This window comes from Nakamurella leprariae (assembly GCF_016918035.1).
In the GTDB taxonomy this organism is placed as follows: domain Bacteria; phylum Actinomycetota; class Actinomycetes; order Mycobacteriales; family Nakamurellaceae; genus Nakamurella; species Nakamurella leprariae.
Map to the genome: position 1 here is coordinate 381,732 of NZ_JAERWK010000010.1, position 13,939 is coordinate 395,670.

Annotated in this window: 12 protein-coding genes; 4 read left to right on the top strand and 8 right to left on the bottom strand. The window is 72.1% G+C overall.

The window, feature by feature from the left end:
- Nucleotides 1-23 precede the first annotated feature (23 nt).
- A complete protein-coding gene (locus JL106_RS09360) occupies nucleotides 24-230 on the top strand; it encodes a hypothetical protein (protein ID WP_205260412.1) in 207 nt (68 codons plus the stop codon).
- Nucleotides 231-501: 271 nt separating this feature from the next.
- Here JL106_RS09360 and JL106_RS09365 read toward each other — a convergent pair whose 3' ends face one another.
- The 5 genes from JL106_RS09365 to JL106_RS09385 form a co-directional block, all read right to left on the bottom strand.
- A complete protein-coding gene (locus tag JL106_RS09365) occupies nucleotides 502-1,311 on the bottom strand; it encodes an IclR family transcriptional regulator (RefSeq protein ID WP_205260413.1) in 810 nt (269 codons plus the stop codon).
- A 561-nt stretch (nucleotides 1,312-1,872) separates the two neighbouring features.
- Nucleotides 1,873-3,264: an FAD-binding oxidoreductase gene (locus JL106_RS09370; RefSeq protein WP_205260414.1), complete on the bottom strand. Its 1,392-nt coding sequence runs from the start codon at nucleotides 3,262-3,264 to the stop codon at nucleotides 1,873-1,875.
- Nucleotides 3,265-3,290: 26 nt separating this feature from the next.
- Nucleotides 3,291-3,707: a nuclear transport factor 2 family protein gene (locus JL106_RS09375; RefSeq protein ID WP_205260415.1), complete on the bottom strand. Its 417-nt coding sequence runs from the start codon at nucleotides 3,705-3,707 to the stop codon at nucleotides 3,291-3,293.
- Nucleotides 3,708-3,772: 65 nt separating this feature from the next.
- On the bottom strand, nucleotides 3,773-5,500 hold the full coding sequence (locus tag JL106_RS09380; protein WP_205260416.1) for a hypothetical protein: 1,728 nt from the start codon (nucleotides 5,498-5,500) through the stop codon (nucleotides 3,773-3,775).
- Nucleotides 5,501-5,668: 168 nt separating this feature from the next.
- Nucleotides 5,669-6,229, bottom strand: coding sequence for a hypothetical protein (locus tag JL106_RS09385; protein ID WP_205260417.1), 561 nt, complete (start codon nucleotides 6,227-6,229; stop codon nucleotides 5,669-5,671).
- 175 nt (nucleotides 6,230-6,404) lie between these two features.
- Between JL106_RS09385 and JL106_RS09390 the strand changes: the two genes are divergently transcribed.
- On the top strand, nucleotides 6,405-8,063 hold the full coding sequence (locus tag JL106_RS09390; RefSeq protein WP_205260418.1) for an FAD-dependent monooxygenase: 1,659 nt from the start codon (nucleotides 6,405-6,407) through the stop codon (nucleotides 8,061-8,063).
- Nucleotides 8,064-8,088: 25 nt separating this feature from the next.
- Nucleotides 8,089-11,058, top strand: a complete 2,970-nt coding sequence (locus JL106_RS09395) for a BTAD domain-containing putative transcriptional regulator (RefSeq protein ID WP_205260419.1) — start codon at nucleotides 8,089-8,091, stop codon at nucleotides 11,056-11,058.
- A gap of 20 nt (nucleotides 11,059-11,078) precedes the next feature.
- Here JL106_RS09395 and JL106_RS09400 read toward each other — a convergent pair whose 3' ends face one another.
- From JL106_RS09400 to JL106_RS09410, 3 genes are all read right to left on the bottom strand, one after another.
- On the bottom strand, nucleotides 11,079-11,768 hold the full coding sequence (locus JL106_RS09400; protein WP_205260420.1) for a DJ-1/PfpI family protein: 690 nt from the start codon (nucleotides 11,766-11,768) through the stop codon (nucleotides 11,079-11,081).
- A 168-nt stretch (nucleotides 11,769-11,936) separates the two neighbouring features.
- On the bottom strand, nucleotides 11,937-12,155 hold the full coding sequence (locus tag JL106_RS09405; protein WP_205260421.1) for a hypothetical protein: 219 nt from the start codon (nucleotides 12,153-12,155) through the stop codon (nucleotides 11,937-11,939).
- A gap of 154 nt (nucleotides 12,156-12,309) precedes the next feature.
- A complete protein-coding gene (locus JL106_RS09410) occupies nucleotides 12,310-12,708 on the bottom strand; it encodes a very short patch repair endonuclease (RefSeq protein WP_236007127.1) in 399 nt (132 codons plus the stop codon).
- A 97-nt stretch (nucleotides 12,709-12,805) separates the two neighbouring features.
- Between JL106_RS09410 and JL106_RS09415 the strand changes: the two genes are divergently transcribed.
- Nucleotides 12,806-13,915, top strand: coding sequence for a DNA cytosine methyltransferase (locus JL106_RS09415; protein WP_205260423.1), 1,110 nt, complete (start codon nucleotides 12,806-12,808; stop codon nucleotides 13,913-13,915).
- Nucleotides 13,916-13,939: the final 24 nt, after the last annotated feature.

Here is a 13,939-nt window from a genome sequence, read left to right on the forward strand (position 1 = left end):
TCGTGGGCTCCAGGGAGTACCCGATGATCAGCTCGCCGCCTGCGACCGCCGACCCCGCGGTCGAGGTCGAGTCCGACCCCGACGATGACGTCGACGGTGACGTCGAGGAACATGCGCTGACCGTCATCGCGGCGGCGACCGCGACTGCCGTCAGCGCTCTTCGCAACGCGCCTCGGAAACTCAATGGATCGTCCTCTCGTGTACTTCTTGTGCCGTGGTCGCCCGGCTGATGCGGCCTGTCGGAGAGGTCCCCTCGGCGCACCGGCTTCGGCCGCGTGCGGGGCCGCAGTGACGGGCCAATGACACCATCCGAAGACAGCCGGGGGATCAGGGTCATCGAGCCACGCGTCCACGTCGGTGGACGGTGCACCCGAGCGGAAACACGCCCGTCACAGAGCAAGCCGGCCACGCCGGCACCGGTGGGACGGTGGTCACCGGGCCGTCGAGCTGGGCGTCCGGTTCGGCAGGGCCTGTCGCCGGGCGCGGGAGCGGACCCCGCGGTCAGCCAAGTCGACGGGACAGGGCCGTTGCCGCCCGCATCACGTGCGTGGCGAGTTCACCGAGCCGACTGTCGTTGGCTGACCGTGTCGGAAAGGTGACTCCGATGCTGGCCACCGGCAACCCACGCTTGTCCCGCACCGCGGCCGCGACCGAACTCAGGCCGGGCGCGATGAATCCGGCTTCGTGCGACCATCCTCTGATCTGCTCGTTCTGCAGGAACGTCCGCAGCTCGGAGTAGGTCTTCGGGCCGACCCCGGTCCGCTCCACGAGATTGTTGGACATGGCGAACAGGGCGAGGACCTGTTCACGCGGCAACCAACACAGCATCGAGCGACCGGTGGCGGTCAGATGCGCCGGGAGCCGGACCCCGACGTCGGTGACCAGCGAGATCCGTCGGATCGGCGACTCCTTGAGCAGGTAGAGCGAATCGTTGCCGTACAACACCGCCAGGTGCGTCGTGTGCTGAACGGTGGCCGCGACCCTGGACACGATGGGTCTGGCCAGGTTCTCCAACGGTTCATGTCGCAGGTACGCCGAACCCAGATCGAGCGCGGCTTGTCCGAGCAGATAGCCACGACTCTCAGGAATGCGCACGACGAAGCCCTCTTCGATGAGGACCTGCAGGAGCTGATAGGTCGAGCTGCGTGGCATCCCGATCCGCCGCGAGATCGAACTGGCAGGGAGTGGGTGCGTGGAGGACGCCAGCAGGCGCAGGGCAGCGATCCCTTGTCGCAGCGCCGGCATGCGAGGTCGGAGCTCGCCGTTGAACCGCTCAGCGTCCTCGGGTTCCACACACTCGTCGTCCTGCACGTGTTCGACCTCCACCCGCCATCACGAAGTTGCGCCCCCCGGTTCCGTCGAACATGCGACAGCGCTTGCCGGTCGCGACGCGCGGACACCTTGGACGCCCCGGACGCCGCAACCGTGGGCCCGGACGAGGTCACGATCGCGTCAAGGCCGCGACAGGCAGCCTCGGCGCACCGGTCTCATGGTCGCCACCGAACACCCGATTTGCGTCGATGCCGAGTCACGGCGGTTACGCCGAGTTTGCGCAGATGGAGGAACAGCCCGGGCCACCCGGCGGCAGGCAATGCCACTGGACACACCGGTCGCCGGGCCCCGGGCGTGAGGCGAGGCGGCAGTTCGGCGGCGGAGGCGTCTGCTCGACCAGCGTGCAGCCCGGACAGTGTTGCGGTTCGGAATGTCTCGCTCGTCGTCGAGGCAGCAGAGATCAGTGCCGGCGCTGCGGGCTTCGATCGGTTCGACGAGCGCCGGAACAACCTCGGCTCGAATGGTCCGGGATCGACCGCCCATGGGCTGCGGAACCTCGACCAGGACGACCTCCGTCGCGCGGAACGCGCGACGGAGCAGTCACTCCCGCCACCGCCCGCCGGAGGCGGCGCCGACCGCCTTCAGGTGCCGGCGTGCCGTCGGCGACCACCCGGCCAACACCTCGTGCCGGGTGTTGGCCGATCCGGTGAAGTTGATGGTGGCGGCGGGTGGCGACCAGGGGGACAGTGCGTCGAGCACGCCGCGGACGGCACCCGATGCCGCCGCCCGGGGTGATCCGGGGCCGACCGGGTCGAGTGGGAACGGATGGCTGGACACCCACAGGCCGAACGCCGCGTCGCGTCCCGGGACGCAGTCGGCTCGATCGTCGGGGGCGTCAACGAGGGCGCCACCGAGGTGTCGGATCTCCACCAGGGTCAACGGCGTCGGCACCTGCGGGCCGGCCACCTCGACGAGTGCGTGGGCGGTGTCGGCGGTGAACGCGTCCAGCAGCAGCCCGCCGCCGACGTGCACGCGTGGGGTGATCGGATCGTTGTGGATCTCGCCGATCCGCGCCCACGGCAGCGGTCCGACCCCACCCAGCACGGGCCGGGCCATCCGACGGAGGGCAGCCGGGACCTCCTCGTCCCCGACGGTCGCGCCAGTGGCCGCCACCCGCAGGTGCGCGACCGTCCGGCCGGCCAGCACGGGCGGCAGCGTCGGCAGGTCAGGCAGCCGCAGCACGGCCAGTGAGGTGGTCAGGTCGCTGGGGACGTCGCCCTGCAGCCAGCGCTGGTAGCCGTCGACGACGGCGGGGATGTCCGCCGCGGCGAAGTACAGGCCGCCCGCCCGCAGCGGTTCCTGCGCGACCAGCGCCAGGTCCACCCCGGTGACCACGCCGATGTCGGGCCGGCCGCCCAGCAGCGCCCCGAACAGGTCCGGGCGGTGATCGGCGTCCACGGTGAGCGGACCGCCACCCGGAAGGACCAGATGGACCGCTCGGACCCGATCACTGCAGGCCCCCAGGCTCCGGGCCAGGGGGCCGAAGCCACCGCCGAGCAGCAATCCGACCACCCCGACGTCGGGCGCTGACCCGCACACCGGGGCGAGGCCGTGCGGGTCCGCGGCGTCCATCACCGCTCGCCACCGGGCCCCGGCGCCGACGCGGGCGATGCGCGTCGCCGGGTCGACCGTCACCGACCCCAGCCCCGCCGTGGTGACGACGAGACCGCCGCGCACCGAGTCGATCTCGGCATGACCGGTGCCGTGCACCAGCCACGGCACGTCATGATCCCGAGCCCAGTCCAGCGCGATCAGCACATCGGCGGCGTTCGAGGCCTGCACCACCACGTCGGGCCGGTGGGCGACCGTGGGGTTGAACGCGGCCAGCACGCCGGGCACCCTCGGGTCGTTCCCGTCCAGCACCGTTCCGCGGATCCGGCGGCGCAGCCGGTCCAGTCCCGGCCGATCCCCTCCGACGAGACGGTCGATCATGCGGTGGGTCCCTCTCGTGACGGCGGTCAGGCGAACAGCTCGGCGACCTTGCCCTGGTCGTAGTAGCCGATGACCTCGCGGACCGCGCCGTCGGCCACCCGCATGAGCCAGCAGTACCGCATGGAGTAGTCGGTGCCGTTGCGGCCCAGACCGCCGACGCCGGAGAACTCCACCAGGCCCCAGTCGCCGTCGACCATGATCCGCAGCACCTCCGGTCGCGGCCAGCGCTCCAGTCGCTCGGCGAGCGGTCGGTAGATCCTCTCCAGGTACTCGGCTCTGCCGTGGCACGTGCCCGAGATGGGGGAATGGCCGGTGGCCGTCCAGACGATGTCGTCGGCCAGGCCCGCGGCGAAGACGGCCCCGTCGAAACCGCTCTCGGTCAGCCGCCGGAACCAGCCGGTCAGGAAGGCGCGGGTGTCGGACTCCGGCTCGGTCGAGCTCATGTGCTGCTCCTGACTGGACGGGACCTTCGGTCGGCCGGTGCGAGGCGGGGATCCTGCCGAGGCTGTCATGTCCGCCGCCGGCGGGACGCAAGCAGGACCAGCGCGACGCCGCCGACGACCGCGGCGCCGCCGACGACCACCAGCGGTGCCACGTCGGTACCGGTGGCCGCCAGGCCGGGACCGTCGCCCTGGCCGGAACGGAACTGGGCGGCGGCCACGGTCGACAGCCGATCAGCGGCAGGCGGTCCCGCCGGTGGACTGCCTGCGCCGTCGGCCGCCGGGATCGCCGTGGTGGTCGGCGGTGTTGTCAGGACCGAGGTCGACAGATCCGGCACAGTCGTCGGTGGGGTCGTCGGTGTCGGGCGGCCCGGGGTGGTCGGCACCGTGACCGGCGCGTCGTCCCCGCCGACGGCCGCCTGCACCTCGACCACGGACGTCCCCGGGGTGAGCCCGGGGTAGGAGGCGGTGAACGTGTGCGGACCGACGCCGTGCACGGTGACCTCGTTGGCGTCCACCGTGGAGAAGACGTCGGCGGCCACGCTGCTGTGGTAGCTGGCGTCACTCGTCGCGTCACCGACGAGATTGCCGTACGCATCGATGCCTTCGACCATGAGGATCACCGTGCTGCCGTCGGTCGCAGTCGGGGGGACGCCGACCATCCGCAATCCGGCGACAGCGCCCGGCTCGACGTCCACCGTCGTGCTGGCGGACCCGGCGGACACGCCGTTCCAGGCTGCGGTGATGGTGCGGTATCCGGCCGTGGTCATCACCACCCCACCGGCCGTGAACGTGTCCGTGGGTTCGGAGCTGGCGACGGTGACGTGTCCGGTGGGATCGGGCAACAAATTGCCCTGGCTGTCCACGGCGCTGACCGTGAACGGCACCGCCGTGGTGGAGGCCGTGACCGTGGCCGGCAACCCGGTCAGATCGAGCTGGAACCCGCTGTCCCAGAACAACTGGATGCTGCCCGCGCCGGTCAGCGGGGCCGTGCCGATGGTGCCGTCGAACACCGGCCCCGGGTCGGCGACCAGGCTCTGCCCGGCCCCACCGCCGCCGCCACCGGCGGCCAGCGCCGTCGCTGCGCCGACCCCACCACCCGCGCCGCCGTACAGGGCGCCGCCGCCTCCGCCACCACCCGGGCCGTTCGTGCCCTGGGCGGTGTTGATGGCGTCGGCGCCGACCGCACCGGGGGTGCCGATGTTGCCGCCCGCGGCGCCGCCTGCCCCGCCGCTGTCCCTCGGGGTGCCCGACCCGGGCGCCCCACCGGTCGGGGTGGCACCGCCGTTCCCGCCGGCACCACCCTTGACCGCCGAGCCGTCGTCGATGGACCCATCCGCGCCGCCCCCTCCGCCCCCGCCGGCGACGGTCATCGCCGTGCCGCCGCCGCCCGTCAGGATGACCGAGGCGCCGCCGCCACCTCCGGCGCCCACGAACCGCTGGTCATCGATCCACAGCGCGGTGCCGGACGCGCCACCGCTGTACTGACCGCCCCACCCGCCCGGGCCGCCGGAGATCCCCATGCCCCCCACGATGAGCTCGAGCTGATCGCCGGGCGTGACGTAGAAGGAGCCGGTGGTCACCCCGCCGAGACCGCCGGCTCCACCGGCCACCGCGTCGGCGCCGGACCCGCCCACCGCCTGGAAGCTGACCGCCTGCACCCCGGCCGGGACCGTCACCGTCTGGACGGACCCGGTGAAGGAGAACATGATCGGGCCGGCGCTGTCGCTGACCGGCAGCGCGGCCGCTGCGACCGGAGCCACCCACCCGGCCGCGGCGGCGGTCACGGCGGTCACGGCGGCGATGTGAGTGGCACGCTGCACGGCTCGGCGCAGCCCGGTCGGTCGCCGACGGGTGGCGGGGGCCGGGATTCGTGGGTGCTGCACGGTCGTCTTCTCTCGGTGCGAGGTCGGGGCTGGTTGCGACTGGCTGGGTGCGACTGGCTGGGTGCGATCGGAGGGTCCTCAGCTGCCGGAGCACGCCCGCGCGTCCAGCTCCGGCGGCAGGTCGTCGGCCTGGGCGCAGACCGTGGCCCGGTCCTGGTACGCCCAGCTGCCGGACACCTCGCGCCAGATCCCGGTCGCCTGGTTCCTGCCGTCCGCCTCGTACGTGCCGACCGCCCAGTCGCCCGAGCAGGTGATGGCGTCGATCGGGTACTGCGGGTCGTAGTCCGGGGTCACCGACCGCAGCGTGGCGTCGTCCGGGCAGGGGTTCGGTGCGCTGCCGCTGTGGTCATCGCCTCCGGTCGGCGTGCTCTGCCCGCCTCCGCCGTCGTCGGCACTGCTCCCGGTGGTCGGAGCGGCAGTCGTGGAGCTGACGACGTCCGTCTCGGTGACGGTGGCATCCGGCGCCTCCGCAGTCGACGTCACGGTGGCCATCGAGGTGATCACCGACGTGGTGCCGGCGATCGACGCGGCCGGCGTCGACCCGCCGCACGCGGTGAGGCCGAGCGTCAGCACCGCCAGCGCTGCGGCACCGGTCACCCAGTGCCGAGCGATCCGTCGGTTCGTGGCCTCGACACTCATGGATGTCCCCTCCGATGCCGCGCGGCCGGTGTCCGCCGCGATGACGACGCGTTGATGATCAGCAGGATGGTCGCCGGCGCTTGCATTCCGCTTCCATCGCTCGGGCGCGGGATGCAGGCGGGATGACAGCGGGCTCCGACACGATCAGCGCCTGCCGATGACCAGGAGGCCCGTCATGCCCACCACCGAGTCCCCGTCGCCGACCGGGTCCGACCCCACGTCGGACGATGACGGCGCACCCGTGCTGATCGTCGGCGCCGGCCCGGTGGGCCTGGTCGCGGCGTGCGAGCTGGCTCGACACGGCGTCACCGCTCGGGTGGTGGAGGCGCTGGACGAGCCGACCACGCAGTCCCGGGCAGTCGGGGTGCAGCCCCGCTCCCAGGAGCTGTTCGCGGCCCTGGGGATCCTGGACCGCGTCGCCGGGCTCTCCCTCCCGCAGCGCCACATCGAGATCGACACCCGCGATGGTGACGGGGTGCGCCCGCTGGTGCGCATCGACATGCAGGAGCTGCCCACCCGGCACCCGACGATCCTGAACCTGCCGCAGACCGCCACCGAGGCCGTGCTCCGCGAGCGGGCCGCCGAACTGGGCGTGCGGATCGAGCGGGGTGTCCGGCTGACCGGCCTGACCCAGGACCCCGACGGGGTGGACGTGGTGCTGCAGTCGGCGACGGGCACTGAACGCGCGCGGTACCCGTGGGTGGTGGGGGCGGATGGGGGGCACAGCGCGGTGCGGGGACTGGCCGGCAGCGCCCTGCAGGGCGAGTTCCGGGGCAGCCACTTCGCCATGGCCGACGTCACGGTGCACAGCGCGTTCCCCACCGACGTCACCCGCCTGTTCGCCTCACCCGGTGGGCTCACCGTGATGTTGTGCATGGCTCACGGCCGGACCCGGCTGATGTTCCAGGTGCCCGATCCCGGCCCGGACGCCGGCACCGGCCCGTCGTTGGAACTGATCGCCCAGCTCGCCCGCGACCGGATGGGGGCCGAGGTCACGGTGTCGGATCCCAGCTGGCTGACCTACTACTCCATCCATCACGCCCAGGTGCCGCAGTACCGGATCGGCCGGGTGCTGCTGGGCGGCGACGCCGCGCACATCCACAGCCCGGCCGGTGGCCAGGGCATGAACACCGGGATGCAGGACGCCGCGAACCTGGCCTGGAAGCTGGCCCTGGTCAGCCGGGCCGCCGCCGGGGCCGAACTCCTGGACTCCTACCACGACGAGCGTCACCCGGTCGGGGCCGCGGTGGTGCGCAAGGCGACGGTGATGGCCGACGCCATGACCCTGCCAGGGGTCCGCGCGACGGCCCGCAACGCGGGGATGCGACTCGTCGGTCGTCTCGACGCCGTCACCCACGCCCTGGCTGAGAACCTCGCCGAACTCACCGTCGGGTATCGGCACAGCCCGATCGTGCGCCGCGAGGACCACCGGCCGCGCGGCGCCCTGCGGGCCGGTGACCACGCGGAGGACCTGGTCGACCTGACCGACGGGCACGGCGTGCCGGTCCGCATCGAGGATCTGCTCGGGCGTCACCCCGGGCACCTCCTCCTGGTCGGCACCACCGACACGGAGTTGCTCGGGCAGCTGCGCGACGTGCTCGGCGAGCTCGGCGTCGTGCTCCCCCTGGTCGCCACCGCGCAGGGCGCGCCCGAGGACGCGGTGGTGGACGCCGGCGGCGAGTTGGCGCGGCGCTACGGGATCGGCGAGCGGGGGATGGCGCTCGTCCGACCCGACGGCTACCTCGGCTACCTGGCCGGGCGGATCGATGCCGATGGCCTCGCCGATCATCTGTCCCAGGACCTGCACGTCCCGCTGTCCATCTCCCGGGTGTGATCGACTCGTCCGGCATGATGGGCCGGTGCCGGCCGGCCAGGACCCACCCCGCCCGAGGTTCCGCGACCTCGGCCCACTGGTGGTCGACGTCGACGGGCGGTCCCGATCACCCGGGGGCGTCCGCCTCACCGCGGCGCTCGCCCTGCTCCTCGTCCACGCCGGTCGCCGGGTGTCGGCCGATGCCCTCCGCGACGCGGTGTGGGGGCCGGCGGCGGCCGGTCGGGCGCCGTCCACGCTCGAGACCCACATGTTCCGCCTGCGCCGCGTCGTGGAGCCAGCACGCGCGGCCGGGCAGCCCCCGTCGGTGCTGCTGTCCGACACCGGGGGCTACCGGCTGGCGGTGACGACCGACGAGGTCGACTCCCTGCGGTTCCTGGCCCTGGCCGGTGAGGCCACGGGGTTGCTGCGCGACGGGCAACCGGAACGGGCGCTGCGCCGGTGCGAGCAGGCCCAGGAACTCTGGCGGGGCCGCCCGTTCGAGCCGCACACCGACCAGGACTGGGCGGCGGCAGCCGTGGCCCGGCTGGACGAGACGCACGTGCAGCTGCGGGAACTCGCCGTCCAGACCCTGCTCGACTGCGGCCGTCCGGAGCAGGCGCTCCTCGAGGCCGACGCTGTCCTGGCCGGAACGCCGCTGCGGGAACGGGTCTGGCGTGACCGCATGCTCGCTGCGTACCGGTGCGGTCGGGTCGACGAGGCATTGGACAGCTACCGCCGCGCCCGTCGCCTGCTGCGCGACGAGCTCGGCGTGGAACCGGGAGCCGAGCTGCGCGACCTGCACGCCGCCATCCTGGCCGGCGACGACCGCGTGCCAGCTGCGCCGCGGGGTGCATCGCGTCGGGACCCGGCCGCGGTCACCGTCCGCCTGCCTCGCCGGCGGGGCTCACTCATCGGTCGGGAACGCGCCCTGGAGGATCTCCGGGAGCTGTGCAGCACTCGCACCGTGATCACGGTGACCGGGGCGGCCGGGTGCGGCAAGACCCGGCTGGCCGTGGAGACCGCCGCTCGCTGCGCCAGCGAGTTCGTCGACGGCATCCACTTCGTCGACCTGACCACCGTCGACGACCCGGACACCGCGGACCCGGCGCTCGACATCCGGGCCGACCCGGGAGCCGACACCGGAGCCGACACCGGGGTCGACAGCGTGGCCGACACGGTGATCTCGACCCTGGGGCTGGCCCCGTCCGCGGCAGGTGCGGTCGCCACGCTGCGCACGTTCCTGCGGCGGCGGCGGATGTTGTTGGTGCTGGACAACTGCGAACACGTGGTGGACGCGGCCGCTGGACTGCTCGACGCCCTGCAGGGCACCGGTTCCGAGACGACCATCCTGGCCACCAGCCGGGAACCGCTGCGGGTCGGCGGGGAGGCGGTGTTCCCGCTGGAGCCGCTCGCGCTGCCGTCGGTCCAGGACCAGGCCGACGGGCTCGTCGACCTGGCCGAGGCGCCGGCGATCCGGTTGTTCCTGGACCGGGTCGGATCGCACCCGATCGGCGAACAGCAGCTGCCGCTGGTCGCCGAGATCTGCCGCGCCGTCGACGGTGTGCCGTTGGCCGTCGAACTGGCCGCCGCTCGCGTCGGCGCGTACAGCCTCGAGGAGATCGCCCGCCAGGTCACCGCCGACCTCGGTGCTCTGCAGCAGACCCGCCGCGGCGTCCCCGGGCACCAGCAGAGCCTGCAGCGCACCGTCGAGTGGAGTCACCGCATGCTCTCGGCCTCCGAACAGCTCGTCCACCGGCGGGTCGCGACCATCGCCGGTGCGTTCACCACCACCGCCGCCGCGCGGGTCAGCGGGGTGGATCCGGCGGGCGTCGCCGACCTGCTGGCCGGGCTCGTCGACAAGTCCATGCTCGTGCCCCTGGGACCCCTCCGCGATGACGGACCGTCGCAGTTCTCGCAGCTGGCCACCGTCCGCGCCCACGCCCGCCGGGCGCTGTCGGACGCCCACGAGACCACCGCCGCTGCGCGGCGACGCGACGGGTGGGTCACCGCCCTGGTCGAGGCCAAGCCCCCGCTGGGTCATCCCGACGAGCGGCGCTGGTTCAACGAGCTGGACGACGACCTGGCCAGCATCCGCGCCACCCTGCACGACGCCGTCCAGACCTCCGACGCTGCGGCATGTCTCATCGCCGGGCGGCTGACCATGTACTGGTACCACCGGGGACTCGTCCCGGAGGGGGCCAGGTGGGCCGAGCTCGCCCGTCACATCAACACGGCCTCCGCCCTGGACCAGGCCCTGGCCACGTTGTGCGCGGCCGGGGGCCAGGCGCTCGCCGGACGTCTGGACCTCGCCGTGCCCCTCATCCAGGAGGCCCTGCTGATCCGCTCGGATCGGACCCGGGACGAGGACATTGCGTTCGCCGAGGCGCTGCTGCAGACCGCCGGCGGTGTCCAGCTGGCCGGCGATCAAGCAGTGTCGGCCTCCCTGGCCCGCCGCGCGCTGCGGATCGCCGACGATCACCAGGACCCGTCGTTGGCATTGATCGCCCGGGCCCGGCTCGCCCTCGACCCGTCCGGGCCCACGGCGACCGACGCCGAGGCGATCTACGGGGCGGCCATGCATGCGGGCAATCACTACGCGGCGTACCTGGCGGCCAGCGGCGCCGTGCTGCGTGCTGCGCTCCGGCAGGACTCGTCGACCGGGCTGGCCTGGTCGGACCGGATCCTGGCGCTGCACCGTCGGCAGGACATCGCCCAGGCCCCGGTGGTGCTGGAGATCCGCGCCAATCTGATGACGATGGCCGGCCGGGTGCAGGAGGCGGTCCGGCTGTACTCCGCCGCCCAGGTGCACAACTCCCGGGCCGGATTGCCGTGGCCCAGCCGCGACTTCACCGCAGCCCTGCTCGCCCGGGCCACCGAGCAGCTGGACCGCACTCGCTTCCAGGACGCCTGGGACAGCGGCCGGGCGCTCACCCTGGACCAGGTCGAGCTCGTCACGTCAGGCGAAGCGGACCGCCCCGTGGCTGAGCCGATGGTCACGGAGCCGGGCCTGGCTTGAATCGGTGCACCGGGATGGGCCTACGGCAGCCTGAGCCGCTGCGCGGCCCGAGTCACCGCCGGCCCCCACCGGGCGGCCATCGCCACCCTGGCCGCCGCCACCTGGCGCGGGTCGGCGTCGGGACGGTCCGGACCGCCAGCGTCGAACGGGGGCTGCGGCGCGTACTCCAGGGTCAGCTGCCGCCCTCTCGCCACGTCCACTCCGGCCAGCTGGGCGGTGACGGTCAGGGCGAAGTCGATGCCACTGGTCACCCCGGCGCCGGTGATGACCGTGCCGTCCCGCACGACCCGTTCGCGGACCGGGACGACGCCGAGCAGCGGCAGCAGGTCGAACCAGGCCCAGTGGGTCGTGGCCCGGCGTCCGGTCAACAGTCCGGCGCCGGCCAGCACGAACGACCCGGTGCACACGCTGGTGACCAAGGTGGCCCCGACCGCCTGACGGCGCAGGAAGTCCAACGCCACCTCGTCCTCGAGCAGCGCGAAGGCGCCCTCCCCACCCGGGACGAAGACCACGTCGGCGGGTGACGCCTCGGTGAACGTGGTGGTGGGCAGGACGGCGAACCCGGCGTCGGTCGGGATCGACTCGATCCGGTGCCAGGCGAAGGACTGCTCGACGCCGGGGAGGTGGGAGAAGACCTGCGCCGGACCGGCCAGGTCGAGTGCCGTGAGGTCCGGGAACAGCAGATGCACGATGCGCAGGGGTTCGCTCACCGTTCAGAGTCTCCGCCGCCGTTCGTGGCCAGCGGATCCCGGGGCACGGACCCGCTCCGCCACCACGGCCCCGTTGGCCGCCTGCGTGCTGCGTCGAGCACCCCGTGGTCGACTGGACAGCCGAAGGGGCGGGGTGCCTCTGGCGGCCCGCCCCTCGTGTCGATCGGCTCAGCTGGTGTGATCGAAGATCACGTGCTCCTTGGTCATGAAGCAGCGCGACTGGTCCATCTGCACGAAGCGGCGCTCGTCCTCCGCCATGGCCTCGCCGGCGTGGCGGCTCTCGTCGGTCGGCTCGGCGCGGGCGGCGGGGTTGGCGATCCAGACCTCGGTGAGCCCGTCGAGCGGCTCGACGAAGCCGCGGGCGGCGGCGATCGTGTGGCTCGCCACGTACTTGGTCCTGTGGTGACGGAGAGAACGTGCACCAGCGGGCCACGGACGTGCTACGAGGTCCTCGGTGTGTGTCGAGCCGTGTTCGCTGTTCGGCCAGCACGACACGAAAGGTCAACACCAGCGACGACCACTGTCTCCAAGACTTGGCGCATCAGTGCTCGTCACGAAGCCAGGTCGTCGACATTCGGATTACCGCTTGCTCGACCGCATCCGCGGACGATCCCACCTCGTCGTGCTCCCAGAACCTCAGGACGGTCCATCCGATGGCCGCGAGATGAGCGTCGGTGTCTCGGTCGCGTCGAACGTTGGTTGCCAGTTTCTGCGCCCACCACGCGCTGTTGTTGACCGGGGCCGTCCCGTGCTCGGGGCAGGCGTGCCAGAAGCAGCCGTCGACGAAGACGGCGATACGACGACGGGGGAAGAGGACGTCGGCGCGCCGACGGGCCATTCCCGGCAGCGGGTGATCGACACGGAAACGGAGGCCGCGACGGTGCAACTCGCGCCGAAGGGCGATCTCGGGGGCGGTATCGCGACGTAACTGTCGCGACATGCGTCCCGATACCCCGGCAGTCGTGGTAAGACCCCCAGCCGAGGTGCCTGGGCGTGCCGACGTAGGACCGTCAGTGCCCGCATCTACGATCCCCGTCGTGTCATCGAAGATCGCATCGACCCCCACCCGGTCGTCGCCCATCGCCACTCCGCTGACCGTACTCGACCTGTTCGCAGGCGCTGGCGGCATGACGGAGGGCTTCCACGCGGCGGGCGGATACCGATCGGTCGAAGCAGTAGAGCTTGATCGCGATGCTGCGGCGAGCTACGCCGCGACCTTCCCAGATGTCGAGGTGCACGTGTCGGCCGTGCACGAATGGCTCGAGCAAGGGACGGTGCCGTCGGTCGATGTCGTCATCGGGGGTCCTCCTTGCCAGGGCTTCTCCCCACTGGGGAAGCGGGACGTGCTCGATGCGCGCAACTTGTTGTGGAACGACTACGCCAAGGTGATCGTGCGTGCCCAACCAGCGTTCTTCGTCTTGGAGAACGTCGGCGCTTTCATGCGGTCCACTCAGTTCCAAGACCTCACGGCCGCGACCGAGCCCGGTGGTGTGCTCGCCGAGTACCGCTTCGACGCGGCAGTGCTGAACGCCGCTGATTACGGCGCGCCGCAAGCGCGGAAGCGAACCATCTTGATCGGCCACCACCGGGATCTGCCAGCACCCGGGATGCCGGCTCCGACCCGGGTGGGTCGGCACCGGACGGTCAGGACTGCACTACGGGGAGTCGGACCGATCGTCACGACGATCGACCTCCCGCACCGGTGGACCGCTGTCGGTGACGAACTGCGGGCTGGTGCGTTCATGACCACTGAGCTCCACGTCGGTCGACGTTATGAGCCCGTGACCATGGCCCGGATCAAATGCATCCCGCAGAACGGCAATCGCTTCGATCTACCGCCCCATCTGCTTCCGAATTGCTGGAAGAACCACTACTCCGGTTCGGCCGACGTCATGGGGCGGCTCAACTGGGACCGACCGTCCGTCACGATTCGCACGGAGTTCTGGAAGCCAGAGAAGGGTCGGTACCTGCACCCAGACGAGGACCGGGCAATCACACACTATGAGGCGGCCCTACTCCAAGGCTTCGATCGCAATCGAAAATGGGTGGGGACCAAGGCTTCGATCGGTCGGCAGATCGGTAACGCCGTCCCGATTGCACTCGGGAAGGCCATCGCGGCTCACCTCGCCGCCGCAACGACCGCGTGAGCGGGCAGGATGCGACTTTTCGGT

Excerpts from the sequence above, each read along its gene's own strand:
- JL106_RS09360 (WP_205260412.1), top strand. The coding sequence starts at position 24 with ATGATCAGCTCGCCGCCTGCGACCGCCGACCCCGCGGTCGAGGTCGAG.
- JL106_RS09370 (WP_205260414.1), bottom strand. The coding sequence starts at position 3,264 with ATGATCGACCGTCTCGTCGGAGGGGATCGGCCGGGACTGGACCGGCTG.
- JL106_RS09375 (WP_205260415.1), bottom strand. The coding sequence starts at position 3,707 with ATGAGCTCGACCGAGCCGGAGTCCGACACCCGCGCCTTCCTGACCGGC.
- JL106_RS09385 (WP_205260417.1), bottom strand. The coding sequence starts at position 6,229 with ATGAGTGTCGAGGCCACGAACCGACGGATCGCTCGGCACTGGGTGACC.
- JL106_RS09390 (WP_205260418.1), top strand. The coding sequence starts at position 6,405 with ATGCCCACCACCGAGTCCCCGTCGCCGACCGGGTCCGACCCCACGTCG.
- JL106_RS09410 (WP_236007127.1), bottom strand. The coding sequence starts at position 12,708 with ATGTCGCGACAGTTACGTCGCGATACCGCCCCCGAGATCGCCCTTCGG.